The following is a 19,619-nucleotide window of genomic DNA, read 5'->3' on the forward strand; positions in this document are numbered from 1 at the left end:
CCTCCTTTGCAGACGAACCTTCCGTCTGCGAATGAGGCGTATAACCCGGCACAGGCTCCGCCCTCGGCGGTGTCGGCCCACGGGAGGCCGATGTCGATGGATCCATGGACGGCTGCGTACGTGGATGCCGCGCCACAGACTCCGGTTACTCCGCACAGCGCGCTGACCGGCCCGACGGGTACCGTTGCCCCCATGTCGTCCACATGGATGCCGACCCATGCGCACCCGGGTTCGATGTTCGTGGACCCAGGGGCGGCTCGGCACGCGCTCAGTCAGCGGCCCCCATCAAGCCCTTCCGGACAAGGCGGTCCCTCACAGGCCGAGGGGCGCGACCGTGCGAGCCAGATGCCAGATCAGCAACCCGTTCCGGTCACAAAGCCCAGCGAAACCGTTCAGAAGAAGCGAAGTCGCTGAACGCCTCCCGGCGCAGAGGACGGGGCGGTCCCGGTGGCGTGAACGGCGGTGGCCGCTGCGGGCCGGCGCCTCCGGCCGGCGCGGGGCACCTCCGCACAGCGGCGTCGCGCCGGGCCGCCGGGCGCTTCGGGGACCGGGAACTGAGGACGATACGGCTGAGCGGCCTCATCGCGCGTTTCTCCCGCGGTGAGGCCGCTCCGGCGACACCGCTCGTGTGCGCACCCCGAGGGAAGGCCACGGCAAGGGAGATCCGGAAACCTGCGGAAAGCGTCGACACCGATACCGGGGAGAACTCGCCGAGATGGACAAGATCGGCCACCAGCAGGACAGTCCGGCCCTCACCGTGGCCAATCGATCGAGGCACTGGCGGGTTTCTGAACGCCTGACGAGGGAACTCAGGGCTTCACGCGATGCGCCAGCGCCTCCAGCGTGCGTTCCCACGTCCACCGATTGCGAACAGAGCGCCGGATGAAACCGACGTTTGCTGGTCTTGGTGGCGACCAAATCGATTACGGGAAGGCAGCCCATGCCAGATGAGGATCGGCAGAATTTCGCCTCGAACAATCCTTACGGGGACGCGTATAGGAGCCGATGGAGTCAGGAGGCGCGAGCGGGACAAACCTCGCTGGGTAGCGGCCTGATCGACCCCGAACTCGCGCAACAGATTATGGCCGCGGAGGCCGCAAGGTATCTGGGGCAGACGCCACCGCCGCAGACGGACCCGGTACAGCCGGGGTCGGCACAGCAGGGGCCGACAGCGCCTCCTGCCTACCGGTCGATGGCCGGTGCCGGGGAGGTGCCCTCGGACACCTGGGTTGCCGCATACGGCCAGGAAGCTCAGGAACAGTTGCGGGAGGGGTCCGAGGAACGAGGCAGGACGCCTGCATCGGAACGCTCCGACCCGTGGGACTACCAAACCATGGATCCGGCCCAGGCAGCGTTTGCGGCTGCGGCAGCGGAGACGTGGGGGCAACCGCCGGCCCCGGCTCAGTCTTCGGCGCACTCGCAGAGCCATCAGGGTGATCAGCCCCCGGCTTATTCTGAGGACGACTCACAGGGACACCGGGAGGGTCACCAACAGCCTCAGGTCCAGGGGTATGCGGGGGACACGACACTCAGTCCGGAACAGGCCGCATATTTCTTTCAGCAGATGGCCTGGCCTCAGGCGCACTCGGCACACACGCCCCCGGCGGACGAGGCGACGCGGGCGGCGATTTCGGCGGGCGGCTTCCAGCCTGCCCGGCCCAACGTGGCCCAGCCCCAGGCGCACCCGGAGGCCGGGGGCCCCTCGCTGAACCAGGCCCAGGGCCAGTACCCGTCGAATCAGTTCCAGAACCCGGCCACCCGCGCTGTGACTCACCCCGGGACTCGGCTGCCGGTGAATCCGGTGGCCGGTCCTGTCAACGACAGCATGGCGCAGTTCAATCCGCATGCGGCCATGACTGCGCCATTGCGGGACTCCGAGGGACCGCGGCTGAGTCGGAGCGGTGCGGTGAGAGACCCGGGTACGGGGCGGGGAGGACGCGCAAGACGAGGCAGAGGCGGCTGACGTGCAACCGGGTCGTGTCCCCTTGGGGTGGTGCAGGGGGATCAACGGTTGCGGGTGCGCCTGTTCTCGCTCCGGTCGCACTCCCTGGAGCCGTGCGCACCCCTGAGGATAAAGAGGCCACCGCGCAAATCTCCCTGGTGAAATGCCAGTTCAACCGCGGAGGTGCACCGTGGCCTTGTCCCAGTCCCTTTGTCCTCGCTGACCCTGGCCTCCACGACGAACGCGACAGCTTCCCGGGATCGGCCGCGCTGCAACGGCCGTGCCCACGAGACGGTTCACCGGCCGCCGGCGTAGGTCACCGGCGGCCGGGCCCAGGTCGCGTCATGCGGGAAATCGAGGGACCGGACAGCGTCCGCTACGAAGGGCCCTGCTCCGGGGAAGCGTTCGGTGGTGTGTCTCCTCGCAGCACCTGGAGGTCGGCGATCGCCTGGTCGCGAAGGGCGGGAAGGACAGCCCGTGCCGATGGCGGCAAGTTCATCGTTATCGCCTCCACTTCGGCGGTGGTGCCCACCTCGTCGAGGAGTCCGATCATCAGGTGCCCGGCCACGGCAGGCGCCGTGGCGATCACCTGCCGGGCGAACTCGTCCCATTGCGCGGAGGTGACGTGGTCCCGCAGCGCGGGCAACAGGACCGGGTCCTCGTGGGCCAGGTGCTCGTGCACGGTGTCACGCACCGCGACGGCCGCCTCGCGCAGAGCGCGGCGTGCCTCGGCGACCGGCCGCGCGTCGACGTCGGCCGCGTCCGGCCCGGCCGCGTCCGGTCCGGCCGCGTCCAGTCCGGTCACGTCGACGGCGGCAAGCCGGTCGAGTGCGGCGTCCAGACGCTTGTGTTCTTCACCGAGCCCGTCGAGCGCGCGCCCCGCCTCCGGCGCGGTCGCCGCGATCTGCGGCCAGAGCCAGTCGTCTTCGACCTCGTGGTGGTGTCGCAGGTTCGCCACGACGAAGTCCCGTAGTTGCGCAAGCGCCTCCGGGGGGACCGAGGGGCGGCCGGCGGCCTCCATCAGCAGCGTGGTGACCACCCGGTGGGTCTCGTGCGTGAGCCGCGTTTCCATGACCGGTTTCGGCTCGATCTCAGCGTTCATTCCCATTGCGGGCAACCTTCCTTTGGTGCATGGGTGATTCGGGGTCCGGGCACGTCCCTGCGGCCGGCTCCGAATCTCCTTGTCGTCGCCCGGTGTTCTGCCGCGGCGGCCACCTCCGGCGAGCACAACGGACCGGCACCCGGGTACGGTTCACTTCCACGGGCCACCGGCACGCTCGGCCGGTACGGCCGTGAAGACGGTGTGCGCGAGCGAGGGCGCCGGTTCCGGCAACGGGCCTGCACACGTTCCTGGACCGCTGCCACCGCGAGGGCATGGGCCACATCGTGCTGGACGGCACCCTCATCACCTGCGACCGCCTCGCCGGGATACGAGAGAACGGCAACAACCCGCGGTACTCCGGCAAAGCACGCCGATTCGGCGGGAACCTTCAGTTCCTGGCCTCGCCGGCCGGTGACCTGCTGTGGGTCTCCGGGGCCCGGGGCCGAGCCGGGCGGCACCCCGCAGGCGGGGGTGTATCTCCCGGCGGACCGGGCCGCGGACGACGAGCGCCGCGAGCTGGCCGGGGTGCCGTCCGGGATCGGGCTCGCGACGAAATCGCAGCAGCCGCTGTCCATGGTCACCGGCGCCCTCACGGCCGGGATCCAGGCGCGCTGATTCGCCGGTGACGAGGTGTACTGCGGCCCGCGAACTGCGCTGCGGCGTCCGGTCGCTGGGGCTGGGGTACGCGGTCGGCGTCGCCGCCTCGCACCAGGTCACCGACGGGACCGGTCACCACCGCACAGCCCGGGCTGCCCGGACCACCCCGGCTCATCCCGCTGACCTGCCCGGAGCTCGTACGCCTGCCACGCGCCCTCGTCCTGCCCGATGCTGCCCGAGACCGCGACCACATCCCGCGCCGGATCGCATGGCGCCGCCGTCACCAAGCCCTCACCCGAGCCTGTCACCAGCAACGACACCAGCCCCCCGACCGGCCGTGATCAGAAACTACGGCCACCGTGTCAGAGGACGACTTCGGCGACGCGCTGGATCTCGTCGATGTCGTCGCTGGTCGGGTTGAGGACCAGCTCGTCTGCTCCGATCGCCTCGAATTCCCTGACGGTTTTCTTGATCACATCCGCTCCTCCGCTCACCGCAGACGAAATGAAGCCGGCGGTGTCTGCTCCCGCGGTGGAGTAGTAGTCGTAGACGTTCGCTCGGCCACCCTCGATATCCGCGACGGCGTAGTAGGCGATGGCGACCAGGTACGGTGAGCCGTCGCGTCCGGCTTCCTTCCAGGCCGTGCGTACGCCGTCGAAGGCGCCGGCGACCATGTGGGCCGGTAGCGACGCGCCGATATAGCCACGGCCGGAGCGCGCCACGCGGTTGTAGGACGCCTCGACCATGCCGCCGAAGAGCAGAGGCACCTCACGGCTGCCCTCGGGGACCAGCGGGTTGTCGCAGCCGGCGGGGGTCTCGCCGCGCCACACGCTCTTGTACGTCTCGATGTCGCGGTCGAGCCGCCTACCGGTGCCGCGCGGGCCCAGGCCCTCCACCACGAAGTCGTCGGGACGCCCTCCGAGGCCGATACCGAGGGTGAGACGGCCGCCCGAAACACCATCGATGCTCTGAGCCTCCTTGGCCAGCAGCAAAGGAGGCCACACCGGGCCGAGCAGAACGTTGCTGATGAGCCCGATCCTGCTCGTGGCACCTGCCGCGGCTGCCAGCGCGACCGTGTCCATCACCCCCGGATAGGCGACACGGCCCACACTGCCCAGGGAGGCGAACCCCGCGTCTTCGGCACGCCGCGCCCATTCCGGGATGACTTCCGCTCCCACATTGCGTATCTGATTGGGAATGCCGATACCAATTTTCATAAGCTGTACTCCTTGTGTGAATGCCAAGTACGTCGACTGGTCACTCACTGCAGGGACTGGACTTGGGGGTGTACCGTTGCCTCTTGTGGCATGAGCACGTTGAGCGGTACAGGGCGCCAGTGAGCGCAAGCCTGACGGAGCATACTATTGCATCTCCGGGCCGGAATAATCGCCAGAGTTGCCGGGACCGGAAGGGGACCGCGCGCGGCGCCACCGTCCTTGATCCGGTGTACCAGGGCTTGTTGCGCACAAGGCCGGGTCCGCGGGTGGGGTCGGTACCTCCGGCCGACGGTGACGCCCTCTGTCGTGGGCGCCCGCTGTGGGTGCGACCAGCGCACGGGAACGCAAACGGGTAGGGCTCGCAGTCGTAAAGACCCTATTCGGCTCGACAACCAGCATCCGCTCTCACGCCCCCCAGCCCCACACGAGCATAATCCGGACGCGACTACGCCGAAGCCCTGCCGCAGGAGGTGAGCCGGACAGGTTCGTTTATCGGGAACTCCCACTTCCTCGCCCCGGCCTGGAATTCGTCCCGGTGGAAGCGAGCTGGGAGACTGCGGAGTGATAGGTGCTGCTGCTGTCACCACTCCGGGCGGAATAGTAGCTGGTGCTGGTGCTGGTGCTGGTGCTGGGCAGGGTTTCCCCGGCGCTTCCGCCGATGCTGTTCTCCGCCTGGTCTCCGGCGGGACTCATCGACCGAGGGCTGTATACGTATCCTCGCCCAAGCACGCCGTGCGTGTCGGCGACGGTCGGCCGAGTGGTGTCCGCGCTGTCCCCCTGGGTCCGGTGGCGAAGCAGGTCGGGATACCTGGGAGGTGGCACGTCGGGAGCGGACCCCCGGCGTGCCGGGGGGGCATTCTGTCCGGCGTCCCGCGTGGCGTAGGCGGGTGGTCCCGTCGTGTATCCCTGTGACCGGTCGCCGAGCAGGCTGTCGCCGGTGAGGGGGACCTCCTGGTACGCGCCGTAGTCGTGGGCCGGTCGTACGTGGCCTCCCCACTGGGTGGTGCGGGAGTTGTCGCCACTGCCACCGCTGCCGGACCGGGGTGAGGACATCCGGTGCCTCCTCTTGTGCGCCTGTCGAGGCGTCCGTCTCTCCCAGGCACTACGTACGGTCGCGAGGAGCGGTTCACCGGTGGCTGTCGCCGCCCGGGCAACCGCCGGGCCCGGTTCTGCTGCTGGCCGCCCCGGCGCCCCAACCTGCCGCAGGCCGCAGCGCGTCGCGTACCTGAGCGCACGGCTCCGCCGTGGTCAGCCGTGGTCGCGGAGGTAGCGGACCAGGCCGGCGACGTCGTCGGGGACCAGGCGTCCGATGGCGCCGCTGGAGTAGACCGCCGTGATCACCTTGCTGTCCGGGGCCAGCACGAACCCGGTGGACTGCAGGTACCGTTGCTCGCCGGGCGCATCGTTGACGTAGGCACCCGTGACCTCGGCCACTTTGCCGGCGTCAGCGCCGTACCCCACGGGGAAGTCCAGGCGGTGCTTGGCGACGAGCGCGCGAGTGGTCTCCTCGTCGTCGACGGAGAGCGCGGCGACGCGCACATTGAGCCATTGCAGGGTGTCGGCGGCGCGCCGGAAGGCGGCAAGTTGGGCGTTGCAGTACGGGCACCAGGACCCGCGGTAGAGGAGAACCACTCCGAAGTGTCCGGCGAGGTCGTCCGGGAGGGACAGGGTCCCTCTGCCCCCGATCGCCGGAATCTGGAGTTCGGGGAAGCGCTGGCCATTGCCGAGCCGCGTCATGGTGTCCCTGCTCTCATGTCTGTTGCCGGACGGATTCGTTCGACCGTAGGCAGCAGAGAACTGGACTATCAAGTCCAGTTCGGCTAGCGTAAGAATCATGAAAGGTGTGCGGCAGGAGCCGAGGCTGACCCGCCGGGGTGCGGCGACCAAGGGCCGCATCGTGGCGGCCACCGCCGGGCTGGTGCGCGAGCGCGGGGCGGCCGGAACGAGCCTGGACGACGTGATGGCGGCCAGCGGCACCAGCAAGTCCCAGCTCTACCACTACTTCGCCGACAAGAGCGACCTGCTCCGGGCGGTCGCCCGGCACCAGGTGGAGCAGGTCATGGACGCCCAGCGCCCGGAGCTGGAAGCCCTGGACACCCTGGCCGCCCTGCGTGGCTGGCGCGACAAGATCGTCGCGATCCAGGACGAGCTGGAGTACGCCGGCGGATGCCCGCTCGGCTCCCTCGCCAGCGAACTCGCCGACGGCGACGCGCGGACGCGCGGCGTCCTGCAGGAGTGCTTCGCCGCCTGGGAGACCCCGCTGCGCGCCGGTTTCACCGCCATGCGGGACCGCGGAGAGCTGCGGCCGGGTGCGGATCCGGAGGCCCTCGCCGAAGCCGTGATGGCCGCCCTGCAGGGCGGGCTGCTGCTGACCAAGACCCACCGCACGAGCCGTCCGCTCGCACGCGCCCTGGACATGGCCATCGAGCACGTGGCCCGTGCCGCGGGACCGGGGTGAGCGGGGGCCCCGGCCACACCGGCCCCGGCGGGCGGCGTGGGCGGGACCGGCACTCTGCGCGGACGGGGCCGCTACCGGGCCCCGGAGACCCCGGCGGACCTGCCGGCACCCGGGCGCCCGCGCAGGCGTGAGAGGTCATCCACGACGTCGGGGTGCGCGGCCCGACATCGCCGAGTCGGCCCCGGGCGACACGGACTGCAACGGCGGCCGGCCGTACGATCGGCACGTGACCCGCCCAGTGAGCCTCTTCAGCGTTGCAACTCCAGGGTGGTGGGAACGGCCTTGGTGATTGACGTCATGCGGGTGGGGCTGCATCGGGATCTGCGGAAGATCCGCCATGATTTCAGGCGGGCAACGCCGCGTTCGACGGGTGCCCGTGCCGCGGCCAGGGCCCGGTTGCGGGTTCTCTCGGTGGGGGTGAGTTCCTGCAGGGGCCTGCGTTTGATGCCCGTGGTCAGCCAGGGGCCGCCGCCCTGGTATGCGAGGTCGGCCACGATGGGAACACCCTGGCGCTCGCAGATCCGGATGATCCGGTGGGTGCGGGCGGCGGTCAGGTCGTGGGTGCGGCCCGGCGGTGTGGGTGAGAGCCACAGCGGCCGGCTGCCCGGATCGGTGACCACCTGGACGTTCACGCCGTGGCGCCGGTGCTTGTGGGAGTAGTCGGCCCGGCCGTCGCCGACCCGGTCGCACTCGGCAAGGGTCCCGTCCAGGAGGACGAAGTCAGGATCCTGTTCGCGTAGCGTCTTCAGCAGGCCCGGTGCACGTGCGGCGAGAAGGTCGATGACCGTGCTGGTGTAGGCGTGTGCGGTGGACTCGCTGATGCCGAAACCGGCAGCGGTCTTCGCCAGAGTGGTGTGCTCGCGCAGGTACACCAGCGCCACCATCGCGCGATGAGACGGGCGGAGCTTGCAGCGCCGGTCGCCCTCACGAGTGACAGGCAGCATGGTGACCCACTCCACGAGCGCATGCGGCAGGTCGAGTGCGGCAGGATGGATGACCAACGAGGCCCCCGAGCACGGTGATTGAGACGTCAGACATCTCGGTCAACAGCCCGGGGGCCTCGCTCGTTGCGGCTCGCGAACCGTCACCTGATCGGTGGCCACCTCGAAGAAGCTCAATGAACCGATGGCGTCTTGGTCACGTTACGAAGATGCCACCCCTGAAGCTGCGAGAAGGAGGCGCTGTGCCTGGCGAATCTCAGCACACCCCACTGGAAATCGAGTACACCGTCGCTCAGCTGGTCGTCGTGGAGGATTGGCATCGCAGACGTGGCGTAGAGCGAGGGGAAGCCGTCCGGGAAGGCCCTCAGCCCCCGCATGATATGCAGGTGGAGCGGCGGAGGGAAGATGCGATCCAGCGGCTTGACCGCCACGAGGTGCTCCGTGAGTATGCTCGCGTTGCCATCGGCCGAGGTTATAGCGGTGGCCCGCTTGATCATGAGCAGTTCATGGGAGAGATGAACGCAGAGGTGATGCAGCAGGCCACAAGGTATGCCAACGCGAACACACCTAACCAGCGACCCGATCCGGCCGTCCCTCCGCCCGCATACAGCCCGGCCGTCCCTTCGCCCGCACACAGCCCGGCCGTCCCTTCGCCCGCATACAGCCCGGCCGTCCCTTCGCCCGCATCCGCAGAGTCTCTGCTCCCACCTGGGTCCCGGCAGGCTGCATCCGAGCCTTCCGTTCAGCGCTCCACACAGGATGGCCCCACCCGGACCTCCTCTCCGCCGCCCCCGTACAGGGGCCGGCAGTCTGGGTCTCCCTCTGGGGCTCCTCGAGGTCAAGCCCGCAAGTAGACGTTGGTAAAGCGGCGGAACCACCGCGGCAGCCACTCAGGTTTTCTCATTGAGCTTCTTCGAGGTGGCCACCGATCAGGTGACGGTTCGCGAGCCGCAACGAGCGAGGCCCCCGGGCTGTTGACCGAGATGTCTGACGTCTCAATCACCGTGCTCGGGGGCCTCGTTGGTCATCCATCCTGCCGCACTCGACCTGCCGCATGCGCTCGTGGAGTGGGTCACCATGCTGCCTGTCACTCGTGAGGGCGACCGGCGCTGCAAGCTCCGCCCGTCTCATCGCGCGATGGTGGCGCTGGTGTACCTGCGCGAGCACACCACTCTGGCGAAGACCGCTGCCGGTTTCGGCATCAGCGAGTCCACCGCACACGCCTACACCAGCACGGTCATCGACCTTCTCGCCGCACGTGCACCGGGCCTGCTGAAGACGCTACGCGAACAGGATCCTGACTTCGTCCTCCTGGACGGGACCCTTGCCGAGTGCGACCGGGTCGGCGACGGCCGGGCCGACTACTCCCACAAGCACCGGCGCCACGGCGTGAACGTCCAGGTGGTCACCGATCCGGGCAGCCGGCCGCTGTGGCTCTCACCCACACCGCCGGGTGGCTTTGTCCACGAGAACGGACAGCAGATGTACACCACTTCCGGAGGCACCCCGCCGCACACAGAAATCGAAAGCCGCAAAGTAGTCCGGGGACCGGAAAGCGGTCAGCGTTGAGGCGTTCCCGGTGGTGGGTGGGCGTTGAGTTGCTTGCGGATCTGAGCGTTCACCGTGGGATGCGCGTCACCGCTGTCCGCGCCCAGGCCCGCGAGCAGGCGCAGCCCGTCCTCGGCGGGGCTTCCGGGGGACGCGGACAGCACCAGTAGCTCCATGCCTGATTCATCCGGTAGTGCGAAGTTCTCATGGTGCAGGTCCAGGAGTCCGACCAGCGGGTGGCGGTACACCTTGCGTCCATGCGTGCGTGCGCGCACGTCTGCGCGGGCCCAGAGGCGGCGGAAGCGATCGCTGCCCATCGCCAGCTCGCCGATGAGGGAGGCCAGGCGGGGGTCCTCGGGGTATTTGCCTTCGGCCAGACGCAGATGCCCGACCACGTCGAGCGTGCATGTCTCCCAGTCCGCGTACAGGCCGCGCTCGGCCTCCTCGAGGAAGATGTGCCGGGCGGTGTTCAAACCCGGCATCGGCCGGCCGAAGAGCAGCCCGGCGAGGCGGTTCCCGGCGAGCACGTCCAGGCGATGGTTCATGATCAGCGCGGGTGCGTCGGCGACCAGGTCGAGGACCCGCAGCAGCTCCGGCCTCACCCGCCCGCCCGGCGCCTTCGTGCGGCGGTGGCGCTGCCGGGCGAGCCGGTAGAGGTGCCCGCGTTCAGTCTCGTCGAGGCCGAGGACGCGGGCGAGTGCGTCGAGGACCTGCTCGGAGGGCTGGGTTGCGCGGCCCTGCTCCAGGCGTACGTAGTAGTCGACGCTGACTCCGGACAGGTGTGCGACCTCTTCGCGGCGCAGCCCTTCGACCCGGCGGCGGCTGTCGGTGGGCATGCCGACGGTCGCCGGGTCGACCCGGGAACGCCGGGTCCGCAGGAAACCCGCGAGATCGTCCATGTGTTCAGTATGGCCTCGGTGCTGCCCGTGAAGGTGGTCCTGCCAGGACCAGGAAGTCCCGTCCGATGGAAGAAGCGTCCCTGAACGCCGGGTGCCGCGGCGCCCAGGATCGAAGGCATCCGATCCGAAGGAGTTCCCATGAAGACGCTGATCGTCTACGCCCACCCGGAGCCGAAGTCGCTCAACAACTCGCTGAAGGACCTCGCGGTGTCCACGCTGGAGAACGCCGGGCACCAGGTACGGGTGAGCGATCTGTACGCGATGAACTGGAAGGCGGTCGTGGACGCCGCGGACTACGGCCCCAACGCCTCACGTCCGCTGAAGGTCGCCCTGGACTCGGGCCGGGCCTTCGATGCCGGGACGCTCACCCCCGACGTCCTCGCCGAGCAGGAGAAGCTGCTGTGGGCCGACACGATCATCTTCCAGTTCCCGCTGTGGTGGTACACCATGCCCGCGATCCTCAAAGGCTGGGTGGACCGGGTATTCACCTACCACTTCGCGTACGGCGTCGGCGAACACAGCGACACCAAATACGGCGAGCGCTTCGGCGAAGGAACCCTCGCGGGCAAGAAGGCCTTGCTGTCGGTGACCGCCGGCGGCCCGGAGTCGCATTACGCCGCTCGCGGGATCAACGGCCCCATCGACGATCTGCTGTTCCCGATCCACCACGGCATCCTCTACTACCCGGGCATCCAGGTGCTGCCACCGTTCGTGCTCTACGGCACCGACCGGATGACCGACGAGGACTATCCGGACGTCGCCAAGGCCTGGGAGCAGCGCCTGCTCACCTTGGAGTCGACCGAGCCGATCGCGTTCCGGCGGCAGAACTTCGGCGACTACGAGATCCCCTCGCTGCATCTGAAGGAGGGACTGGAGCCCGCGGGCCGCACGGGTTTCGGGCTGCACGTGCGCGGCTAATCGCCGGCGATGGACAGGGGGAGCTGGGGCGCGAACCCGAGCAGCAGCCCGAGGGCCGTGGCGGTGGTGGCGGCCTACGCGGCCAGCTACCTGCTCTCGGCTCTGCTCCACAGCACGAGCCAGAGCCGGCCGAACCTCGCCTGACGGACCGCTGCGGCCGTCACCGCAATCGGCTGCGCCGCCCTACTTCGGGACGGTTCACCCCTACGCCTCCAGTTGGGAGATGAGCGCGACGGCCCCCCGGACGCAAGCACGCTTACTGGCGGGCCCGCCGGGTGAACACAGCGTGCTGCTCATCCTCGTGAACATCGAAGCGCCGCCGATCGGGGTGCCTCCGGAAGTGGTGTACATCTGCTGTCCGTTCTCGTGGACAAAGCCAGCCGGGCCGCACCCACGACCTGACCGCCGCCCGCACCCACCGGATCATCCGGATCTGCGAGCGCCAGGGTGTTCCCATCGTGGCCGACCTCGCATACCAGGGCGGCGGCCCCTGGCTGACCACGGGCATCAAACGCAGGCCCCTGCAGGAACTCACCCCCACCGAGAGAACCCGCAGCCGGGCCCTGGCCGCGGCACGGGCACCCGTCGAACGCGGCGTTGCCCGCCTGAAATCATGGCGGATCTTCCGCAGATCCCGAGGCAGCCCCACCCGCATGACGTCAATCACCAAGGCCGTTCCCACCCTGGAGTTGCAACGCTGAAGAGGCTCAGTGACCCCCGGCGGACTCCCGTGACGACCTTCGGAGTCCTGTTGCGGCAGCTTCCGACCGCGCGGTCCCTCACACAGGACGAGCTCGCCCGGCGGGCCGGGATGACGGCGAAGGCGGTCGGCCTCCTGGAGCGCGGTGAGCGGCGACGGCCTTACCCGCACTCCGTGCGCGCACTCGCCGACGCGCTCGGTCTCGCCGACGCGCTCGGTCTCGACGACGCGCAGCGCGACGAGCTGATCGGCACCGTGAGGGACCGGGCGACGCCCGCACCCGTGCCTCGCGACCCGGCCCTCCCGGATCGGGCCGTCCCGGATCGGGCCGTCCCGGTTCCAGCGTGGCCCCGGCGCGCGCGAGCCCGGCGTCGGAGGCCGGCCGCGGGCCGGGGGCCCTGGCCGGGGGCCCTGGAACGTCGCCACCGTGGCAGTTCACTGGTCGCAGGCATCGCCGGAGTGGTATCCGTCAGAAGATCGCCAGCGGATTGACCGGGATGCCGGTCAGGCCGTGGATGCGCGGGGGCGCCACCGTGAGCAGGAAGGCGTAGCGGTGCGACTCCGCGCAGACGGCGGCCAGTTCCTCCAACTCCGCGACGTCGATCAGGGGCATACCCAGCAGCGGCAGAGCGACGCGGTGCAGCGGTCCGGGAGCGGCGGGATCCAGCGGCGGGTGGGCGTCGCCGAGGTCGCCGGCGTACAGGGACACGCCGCGCCGGTGCATCCACCGCACCGCGTCCAGGCTGATGCCCGGCATCGGCCTCTCCGGTTCGATGGTGTAGACCCACCCGCAGCGCACCACCAAAGCGTCCCCGGACTCCAGCCGTACGCCCTGGCGGGCCTCGGCCGCCACCAGGTCCTCCGAGGTGATCGGGTGCCCCGCAGGCAGCGGGCCGTCGAAGGCCAAGTCGAGCAGAACACCCCGGGTGGCGATCCCGGCGGCGAACGCCGCCGTGGAACCGTGCCGCACGCCGGCCGGTGTCACGCTCTCCGCGAGAGGACGCCCCGGGTAGACCTGGCCGTCCCAGATCTGGTGCCCCAGGGCGTCGAGGTGGGTCGAGCGCACGTGATGATTGGTCACCAGCATCATGTCCGCCGTCGCCGGTGCACCTCCGGTGTACTGCATCAACTGCTGCACCGGCGAGACATCACGGGTGGTGGGCGCGAAGGGCCCGCTGACGAGCGGCGCCGGCTGGATCGGCTGGGCCAGCGAGACCGCTCGTCCGGTACGGGCCTCCGCAGCGCCCCTGGCCCGCGCCTCCTCGGTGATCAGATTGAGCGTGCCCAGCTCGTCGTCCGCACCCCATCGGCCCCAATTGCTCGGGAATTCCTCCTCGTTGGCCGCACCGGTGACATCGTTCTTCGGTTCCGTACCCATGTCGGTGAACCTACGGGAAAGGGTCGGCCGCCCTTCACCGGTACCCGAAGGTCTGCGTCTGCGCACAAGGACTGTGCGCCGGAGCGAAAGATCGTCCAGGCACGGGACGGTGAGAGTAGGGCCATCGACGTCTGGCTTGCGCGACGGGTATGCGGCATGTCGTTCGCCTGGGTGAGGCGTGCCGTTCCCCTCGTCGTGCACGGCCGCATGCGGGATCGGAGCACGAGGAGGACGTGATGGGACAGCTCGACGGCAAGACGGCCGTGGTGACCGGTGGCTCGACGGGAATGGGTCTCGCCAGCGCCCGTCGTTTCGCAGATGAGGGGGCCCACGTCTACCTCACCGGCCGGCGGCAGGAGGTGCTCGACGCCGCGGTCGCGTCCATCGGGCGGGGGGCGACCGGTGTCCGCGGCGACGTGGCCGGCCCGGCCGACCTGGACCGCCTGTACGAGCGGATCGCCGCGGACGGCCGCCGGGTGGATGTGCTGTACGCGAACGCCGGAGTGGGGGAGGCGGCCCCGCTCGCGCAGGTCACGGAGGAACACCTCGACCTTCTTCTCGGCGTGAACGTGCGGGGCACCGTCTTCACCGTGCAGAAGGCGCTGCCGCTGTTGAACGACCACGCGTCCGTCATCCTCTCGGCCTCGATCTGGACGGTCGAGGGACCCGAGGGCTTCGGCGTGTACGCGGCCACGAAAGCGGCGACACGGTCCTTCGCCCGCACCTGGGCCAACGAACTCAAGGAACGGGGTATCAGGGTCAACGCCATCAGCCCCGGAACGATCGACACCCCCGGACTCGACGAGGTCGTCGGCGGCGGCCACACGGAGCAGGGCAGGCAGGTGAAGGAGTTCCTGGTCTCCCGGATCCCGCTCGGCCGGCTCGGCACCCCGGAGGACGTCGCGGACGTGGCCCTCTTCCTCGCTTCCGACCAGAGCCGCTTCGTCACCGGTGCCGAACTCTTCGTAGACGGCGGCACCGTGCAGGTCTGACGGGGCGCACAGCTTGTCTCGCCAAGCGCTGGCTGATGGAGCTCGGCGAGAGCGGCGAATGGCCGCCGGCCCTCGACGTGTTCGTCGAGCACGTCGTCGAGCAGGTGGCCGCAGAGGCGGGGGCAGGTTGCCGCAGGGCGGTGGTGCGGGCGGATACGGGGGCAGGCACGGTCTTCCGTAGTGTGATCAGGGCTTCGACACCTCGTGATCACCGGTGACCGTGCCTGTTCTGCAACTCGATGGCCCGACCTGACCAGCCCGCACATGCCGCCCAGCACAGGCCGGTGAGATCCAACACCGCAGACCGGGCCATCCGGACGCCCCCGCCACAACGACGGGCCCCTGGACCAGGGCTTGACGAGTGGAGTGCCCGTGCGCTACCTCGAACGGGGGCGCTCCCGCCCCGGTCAGGCTCTCTTGTCGTGACCGCCTCTCGCCGCCCTGGGGCGGATTACCCCTAGTGGGCTCTGGTTTCACCATTATGTCTACCTCGCCGGTCCCTTCACGATTTACCCTTCTCTTTTCTCGGTATGTCGATGAGCCGCCCCGGTCTTCCACCCCGGTTCCCCGTGGAACCCCAACCCGTCACCCGAGCGAGACCTACACCGCCCCGTTACGCGACCGGCCCGGAGGCGCGGCGACTACTGGCGTCGCGAGGCGTCATGCCGAACTCCTGCCGGAATGCGGTACTGAACGACGCATGACTGCCAAAACCACAGGAATAAGCTATCTCGGAGATGGAATGCCCGGCCCAGCTCGCACTGGCCAGCCTGGTGCGGGCGAGATGCAGTCGTTCCCTGCGTATGAGATCCCGCGACGTGGTGTCGGCAGCCTTCAGCACCTCTTGGATGTAGCGGGTTGACCAGCCAAGGGCCCGCGCGATGCCTGCGACGTTGAGGTCGGGGTCGCAGGCATGCCGGCGGACATGGCGCCGAATCTCCGCCTCGACCGTTGCCCGCTGCTCGGCCGGTGCCGAGTCCGTGGCGCCTCCCGCAGCCAGACAGACAAGGTCGAGCAGGTGCTCGCAGGCGAGGTCGAAAACCGTTTCCGGAAGCCGCTCGCACTCTTCTTGCAGCGTGGTCACCATCTGCCGTATCACCCGGCCCAAGCCGCTGACACCACTGAAGACCTGTGACTCGCGCGCTGCGGCCATGCCGCGGCGGTCGACTTCCTTCCCGGGAACGATCAACGCAATGGATACGAAGTCGTCGTCGTGCGCGAACGCCACCGGACGGTCCATATCGCACAGTCCCATGAACCCGGGCTTGATCTCTCCTGAAGACCGTCCCTGTGCCACCCGGGCCGCTCCGGCGAGCGGCACCAGGAGTTCGTAGGTACCCCGGGGGTCGGAGCGGATGTGCCGCCTCTCCCGCCGCAGATCTACTCGTACACCACCGCACAGCGCGATGCCGTATGCCTGCGACTGCCGCCACTCCAGGCGTCCCGCCCAGGGCGCGGCGTCTGCCACCGTGATGAGGTTCGCGCCGTGGAGACCGACGAAAGCGTCGCGCCAAGCGTCCATCGAGCGTACCGAATCAACTGAATCATGGTGATACATTCCGCTATCGTCCCATTGCCTCTTCGGTGTTCATCGGGTCACCTCGCCCCAAGCGGAACGCCCGCGGGGCCTCGCCGATGTCAGACTCGGTCACGGTCACGGTCCGGGCTGCCGGTGGGCGCCTTGAGGCCGTCCAGGTGCCGGCGCAGGCGCTTGGCATCGCACGGGCTGCTCCTGCCGTACATCTCCAGGGCCTGGGCGTGGAACCGGGTGGCGTCTTCGAGGCGGTGTTGCTCCCGGGCGATGTCGCCGAGCATCTCCCGTACGCGGGCGATCCAGCGTGACGAGCCGACGGCGACGAACTCGTCGTGAGCCAGGCGCAGATCGTACTGGGCGGTGGCGTAGTCGCCTTTGTGCGCGTGGGCCCGGCCGAGCCAGGCCAGGGCACGGGCGGCGTCGAAGGCATGGTGCTCCCCGACGAGGGCGGCGCGTGCCTCGTCCAGGAGTGTGATCGCCTCGGTGGGGCGGCCGTGGACGAGGGCCACCTGCCCCAGGCAGATGCTGCAGAGTGCGACTCCGCGTGCATCGCCGAGTGTGCGGAGCAGCCGCCGGGCGCGGCGCAGGAACTGCACCGACTGGCGGGGGCGGTTCGCGTCCAGGTGGGTGCCGCCGAGTTCGTACAGGGCCCGGGCGGCGCCGAGTCCGTCCCCGGCGGTCCTGGCCGCGGCGATGACCCGGGTGAAGGCGACGGCGGCCTGCGCATGGCGGCCGGCGTTGCGCAGGGCGGCGCCCCAGGTGGCGAGGATCTCGCGCTGCGCCGGCGCGTGGCCGCACACCTGGGCGGCGTCGTAAGCCAGCTCGTGTGCTTCGAGCCATCCGGGCCGGTGGTGGAACGTCGTCCAGCAGGGCCTCATGGCGTGCACCAGCTGCCAGGTACTTCTGTGCAGCCCGGCGGCGTGCGTGGCGCGGACCGCGGCCATGAGATTGGTGTGCTGGGCATCCAGCCAGGCCAGGGCTTCGGAGACGGTGGTGAAGGCCGGTGCGTCGGCGGGCGGATAGTGGTAGTCGCGGTCCAGGTCCCGGTAGCCGCGGTCCAGAAGATGTGCGGCGGCCGTGGTGGCGGCCAGGAGCCAGTCCAGCGCCCGGCGCAGCGGCTCCCCGGCGGCGGGGTCGGGCCCCTCGGCATCGAGGCGGTCGAGTTGGTCGAGTTGGTCGCGTTCGTCGGCATGTGTGCGGGGAGGGGTACGAACCGCGCCGCGGAGTCCGTAGACCGGGCCGCGGACCGGGTGCCTGCCGTGCCGCTCCAGCAGCCCGGCGTCGGCCAGCACCGCCAGCGCCTCGCCCGCGGTCCGACCGGGCAGCGCGCAGGCGGCGGCGGTCAGCTCCACGTCCACGTCGGCGAACGGCAGCCGCGCCAGGCACCGGCGGACGTGGGCCTCGGGGTCGTCAAGTGCGGTGTGGACGGGGTTGGGTGCGTCGATCATCATGGCCCTCTGGTCGGCGGGAGGCTCAGCGCGGGCGTCTGCATCCACCGGCGGCGTACGAGGCTGGCCGCGTCGCCCCGGGCCGGGCAGCGGGGACTCGGCTGCCTACCCGAGGCGGCGCTCGGCGTCCGCGTGCGGGGCGGGGCCACCGTTCCGCCCCCACGTCAGAAAAGGGCGGGCCTTGGGTGTCGGTCCGGCACCGGCCGGTGGGCGGGGCGGCCCCGGACTGGCGGGCCGGCCCGGACCTGCGGAGCAGGGTGTGGTGGGCCGACCCGTGACGGCCCCCACCACGGGAGCCGCCGCGGAACGGTTCAATCCGGGGCGTGCGGAGGCGCCGTCGGGGACAGCCCGCGGTGAACTGCCCGCCCCGCGCACACGCCGTGGGTGCGCGGGAGACCCCGGTCACCCGTCCGAGGCCGGCTCAACCGCACCGCTACGAGCGCATCGCCCGCGACCACCTCGCCTTTCTCAGCCTCTCCGCGGCCATGTGCTGCCGCAGGCGCCTCGTCCGCTGTACCGCGTAGTCCGCGTTTCCTTGCTACGACCCGCTCGCTGCCGCCGTTCGTCACCACGAGCGCGACACCGACGATGATCAGCAGGAGCCAGGGTGCGGTCGCCGGCTCGACGCTCTGGCTCATCAGCGACCAGGCGGCGAGAGCGGCGATGGGGCTCTCCAGCAGGAGGAGGACGCTGACCGTCGTCGCCGGTGCTCTGCCGAGGACGAAGTTCAGTGCGCCGAGACCCAGGAGCTGGGGCAGGATGAGCAGCCCGAGCAGGGACAGTTGCGTGGATCCGTCGAAACCGGACAGCGGGATGCCGGCCAGCCAGCAGAGGGCGAGGAGTTCCAGACTGCAGACCAGTGCGGTGAACGTCGAATACACCGGTGTGCTCACGGCTGCGCGCGCGCCCGTTCGCTCAGTGAGGTGTATCCGGCCAGGGCGATGGCGCCGACGAGGGCGAGCAGGTCGCCCAGCAACACCGTGCCGCCGGACTGCATGTCGAGACCCGCGGCGGCTGCTGCTCCCACCACGGCGAGCGTGAGACCTGCCCACGTCCTGCCGGACGCCCGGGCGCCTTGCCCCGCGGCGATGAGGGCCTGCCAGACGGGCTGGGTGGCGACAAGCGCGGTGGACATGGCGACCGACGTCAGCCGGGTGCTCGTCATGAAGGCCGCGAAGTGGCAGGCGAGCGTGGAGGCCGCGAGGAAGCCGCAGGCCAGGGGCCGCCACTGGGCCCGGTGCAGGAGGGGGCGCTTCCCGCGTACCACGAGCGCCACTTGGCGACGGCGCAGCAATAACAGGAGCGGTACGAGGACGGCCAGGCCCAGGCAGTTGCGCCAGAAGGCCATGGCGAGCGGCGAGGCGGAGGCCGCGGCGGTGAGCGGAGCGGTGGCCGCGAAGGCGGTGACGGTGACCAGGGTCGCCGCCATGGACAGCGGATCCATTCCGATCTTCGGCCGTTGGCCACGGTGAGGTGGAGGAATGCCGTCCGGCAGCTGAACTTTTTCTGTCATGCGCGGGCCCAGACCTCTGATGTCGGATGCGTCGGTGAGTGCATCGAATGGTCCCGATACCGGACGGTATTCGCTCGCGGTGGTTCACGGAGTCCGGAGCGGCTTTTCCCGTCCTGTATTCGCCTCTCCTGCGTGGGCTACTACGCGGGCACGGTGACGTCAGTTCATTCCGGTTTCGTGCGGCAAAGTCACGCAATGTTCAGGCTGAATCTTCATGAACCCTTGTGCCGCTCTCCCCGTTGCAGTCAGCAGATGGTTGGCAGACGACGATCAGGAGCAGACAGATGGCATCGCGAAGAGAGGCCGGCCGGGTTGCGCTTGACGGGGAACCGGGGAACTCCTCCGTGCGGCACGGGAATCTAGGCGTGGTTCCCCCGGCTTGGTACAGGGCCACCACGTCCAACGGCACCACGTCCAACGGCGTGCTCGGCG

17 protein-coding genes and 2 pseudogenes are annotated in these 19,619 nt (G+C 69.7%); 8 read left to right on the forward strand and 11 right to left on the reverse strand.

What is annotated here, in order from left to right; genetic code table 11:
* Positions 1–2,318: 2,318 nt before the first annotated feature.
* Positions 2,319–3,050 (reverse strand): hemerythrin domain-containing protein, encoded by a 732-nt coding sequence (locus tag OG946_RS24325; RefSeq protein WP_326798133.1) that lies wholly within the window; start codon positions 3,048–3,050, stop codon positions 2,319–2,321.
* Between the two features lie 465 nt (positions 3,051–3,515).
* Here OG946_RS24325 and OG946_RS24335 point away from each other — a divergent pair, with 465 nt between their 5' ends.
* Entirely contained in the window at positions 3,516–3,659 is a 144-nt protein-coding gene (locus tag OG946_RS24335) for a hypothetical protein (RefSeq protein WP_326798134.1), read from the forward strand.
* Between the two features lie 344 nt (positions 3,660–4,003).
* Here OG946_RS24335 and OG946_RS24340 read toward each other — a convergent pair whose 3' ends face one another.
* Both OG946_RS24340 and OG946_RS24345 read right to left on the reverse strand, forming a co-directional pair.
* Positions 4,004–4,858: an LLM class flavin-dependent oxidoreductase gene (locus tag OG946_RS24340; RefSeq protein ID WP_326798135.1), complete on the reverse strand. Its 855-nt coding sequence runs from the start codon at positions 4,856–4,858 to the stop codon at positions 4,004–4,006.
* Positions 4,859–6,106: 1,248 nt separating this feature from the next.
* On the reverse strand, positions 6,107–6,595 hold the full coding sequence (locus OG946_RS24345) for a peroxiredoxin family protein (RefSeq protein WP_326798136.1): 489 nt from the start codon (positions 6,593–6,595) through the stop codon (positions 6,107–6,109).
* 97 nt (positions 6,596–6,692) lie between these two features.
* On the opposite strand from OG946_RS24345, the gene OG946_RS24350 reads away from it, so the two are divergent.
* Positions 6,693–7,316: a TetR/AcrR family transcriptional regulator gene (locus tag OG946_RS24350; protein WP_326798137.1), complete on the forward strand. Its 624-nt coding sequence runs from the start codon at positions 6,693–6,695 to the stop codon at positions 7,314–7,316.
* Between the two features lie 248 nt (positions 7,317–7,564).
* Here the strand turns inward: OG946_RS24350 and OG946_RS24355 are convergent, their stop codons facing one another.
* Entirely contained in the window at positions 7,565–8,317 is a 753-nt protein-coding gene (locus OG946_RS24355) for a transposase family protein (RefSeq protein ID WP_326798138.1), read from the reverse strand.
* 113 nt (positions 8,318–8,430) lie between these two features.
* Positions 8,431–8,754, reverse strand: coding sequence for a hypothetical protein (locus OG946_RS24360; RefSeq protein WP_326798139.1), 324 nt, complete (start codon positions 8,752–8,754; stop codon positions 8,431–8,433).
* A gap of 523 nt (positions 8,755–9,277) precedes the next feature.
* On the opposite strand from OG946_RS24360, the pseudogene OG946_RS24365 reads away from it, so the two are divergent.
* Positions 9,278–9,712: pseudogene (locus tag OG946_RS24365) on the forward strand (transposase family protein); the annotation flags it as partial.
* 104 nt (positions 9,713–9,816) lie between these two features.
* Here the strand turns inward: OG946_RS24365 and OG946_RS24370 are convergent.
* Positions 9,817–10,704: a helix-turn-helix transcriptional regulator gene (locus OG946_RS24370; protein ID WP_326798140.1), complete on the reverse strand. Its 888-nt coding sequence runs from the start codon at positions 10,702–10,704 to the stop codon at positions 9,817–9,819.
* A 138-nt stretch (positions 10,705–10,842) separates the two neighbouring features.
* Here OG946_RS24370 and OG946_RS24375 point away from each other — a divergent pair, with 138 nt between their 5' ends.
* From OG946_RS24375 to OG946_RS24390, 4 genes and pseudogenes are all read left to right on the forward strand, one after another.
* On the forward strand, positions 10,843–11,622 hold the full coding sequence (locus OG946_RS24375; RefSeq protein WP_326798141.1) for an NAD(P)H-dependent oxidoreductase: 780 nt from the start codon (positions 10,843–10,845) through the stop codon (positions 11,620–11,622).
* Between the two features lie 9 nt (positions 11,623–11,631).
* Positions 11,632–11,766, forward strand: a complete 135-nt coding sequence (locus tag OG946_RS24380; RefSeq protein ID WP_326798142.1) for a hypothetical protein — start codon at positions 11,632–11,634, stop codon at positions 11,764–11,766.
* A 236-nt stretch (positions 11,767–12,002) separates the two neighbouring features.
* A pseudogene (locus tag OG946_RS24385) lies at positions 12,003–12,323 on the forward strand (transposase family protein); the annotation flags it as partial.
* On the forward strand, positions 12,236–12,814 hold the full coding sequence (locus tag OG946_RS24390) for a helix-turn-helix domain-containing protein (RefSeq protein ID WP_326798143.1): 579 nt from the start codon (positions 12,236–12,238) through the stop codon (positions 12,812–12,814). The pseudogene OG946_RS24385 and the gene OG946_RS24390, both read left to right, overlap by 88 nt.
* Here the strand turns inward: OG946_RS24390 and OG946_RS24395 are convergent.
* Positions 12,792–13,700 (reverse strand): cyclase family protein, encoded by a 909-nt coding sequence (locus tag OG946_RS24395; protein WP_326798144.1) that lies wholly within the window; start codon positions 13,698–13,700, stop codon positions 12,792–12,794. The genes OG946_RS24390 and OG946_RS24395 overlap by 23 nt on opposite strands.
* Before the next feature lie 236 nt (positions 13,701–13,936).
* Between OG946_RS24395 and OG946_RS24400 the strand changes: the two genes are divergently transcribed.
* Complete coding sequence (locus tag OG946_RS24400) at positions 13,937–14,692, forward strand: SDR family NAD(P)-dependent oxidoreductase (protein WP_326798145.1); 756 nt, start codon at positions 13,937–13,939, stop codon at positions 14,690–14,692.
* Positions 14,693–15,305: 613 nt separating this feature from the next.
* Here OG946_RS24400 and OG946_RS24405 read toward each other — a convergent pair.
* The 4 genes from OG946_RS24405 to OG946_RS24425 form a co-directional block, all read right to left on the reverse strand.
* On the reverse strand, positions 15,306–16,250 hold the full coding sequence (locus OG946_RS24405) for an AraC family transcriptional regulator (RefSeq protein WP_326798146.1): 945 nt from the start codon (positions 16,248–16,250) through the stop codon (positions 15,306–15,308).
* Positions 16,251–16,330: 80 nt separating this feature from the next.
* Entirely contained in the window at positions 16,331–17,677 is a 1,347-nt protein-coding gene (locus tag OG946_RS24410) for a tetratricopeptide repeat protein (RefSeq protein ID WP_326798147.1), read from the reverse strand.
* Between the two features lie 308 nt (positions 17,678–17,985).
* Complete coding sequence (locus OG946_RS36180; RefSeq protein WP_442814467.1) at positions 17,986–18,567, reverse strand: hypothetical protein; 582 nt, start codon at positions 18,565–18,567, stop codon at positions 17,986–17,988.
* On the reverse strand, positions 18,564–19,103 hold the full coding sequence (locus OG946_RS24425; protein ID WP_326798148.1) for a DMT family transporter: 540 nt from the start codon (positions 19,101–19,103) through the stop codon (positions 18,564–18,566). Before OG946_RS24425 ends, OG946_RS36180 begins: the two co-directional genes overlap by 4 nt.
* Positions 19,104–19,619: the final 516 nt, after the last annotated feature.

It is taken from the genome of Streptomyces sp. NBC_01808, assembly GCF_035917395.1.
Classification (GTDB): Bacteria; Actinomycetota; Actinomycetes; order Streptomycetales; family Streptomycetaceae; genus Streptomyces.

Excerpts from the sequence above, each read along its gene's own strand:
- OG946_RS24325 (WP_326798133.1), bottom strand. The coding sequence starts at position 3,050 with ATGGGAATGAACGCTGAGATCGAGCCGAAACCGGTCATGGAAACGCGG.
- OG946_RS24340 (WP_326798135.1), bottom strand. The coding sequence starts at position 4,858 with ATGAAAATTGGTATCGGCATTCCCAATCAGATACGCAATGTGGGAGCG.
- OG946_RS24345 (WP_326798136.1), bottom strand. The coding sequence starts at position 6,595 with ATGACGCGGCTCGGCAATGGCCAGCGCTTCCCCGAACTCCAGATTCCG.
- OG946_RS24350 (WP_326798137.1), top strand. The coding sequence starts at position 6,693 with ATGAAAGGTGTGCGGCAGGAGCCGAGGCTGACCCGCCGGGGTGCGGCG.
- OG946_RS24360 (WP_326798139.1), bottom strand. The coding sequence starts at position 8,754 with ATGATCAAGCGGGCCACCGCTATAACCTCGGCCGATGGCAACGCGAGC.
- OG946_RS24370 (WP_326798140.1), bottom strand. The coding sequence starts at position 10,704 with ATGGACGATCTCGCGGGTTTCCTGCGGACCCGGCGTTCCCGGGTCGAC.
- OG946_RS24375 (WP_326798141.1), top strand. The coding sequence starts at position 10,843 with ATGAAGACGCTGATCGTCTACGCCCACCCGGAGCCGAAGTCGCTCAAC.
- OG946_RS24380 (WP_326798142.1), top strand. The coding sequence starts at position 11,632 with ATGGACAGGGGGAGCTGGGGCGCGAACCCGAGCAGCAGCCCGAGGGCC.
- OG946_RS24390 (WP_326798143.1), top strand. The coding sequence starts at position 12,236 with ATGGCGGATCTTCCGCAGATCCCGAGGCAGCCCCACCCGCATGACGTC.
- OG946_RS24395 (WP_326798144.1), bottom strand. The coding sequence starts at position 13,700 with ATGGGTACGGAACCGAAGAACGATGTCACCGGTGCGGCCAACGAGGAG.
- OG946_RS24400 (WP_326798145.1), top strand. The coding sequence starts at position 13,937 with ATGGGACAGCTCGACGGCAAGACGGCCGTGGTGACCGGTGGCTCGACG.
- OG946_RS24405 (WP_326798146.1), bottom strand. The coding sequence starts at position 16,250 with ATGTATCACCATGATTCAGTTGATTCGGTACGCTCGATGGACGCTTGG.
- OG946_RS24410 (WP_326798147.1), bottom strand. The coding sequence starts at position 17,677 with ATGATGATCGACGCACCCAACCCCGTCCACACCGCACTTGACGACCCC.
- OG946_RS24425 (WP_326798148.1), bottom strand. The coding sequence starts at position 19,103 with ATGGCGGCGACCCTGGTCACCGTCACCGCCTTCGCGGCCACCGCTCCG.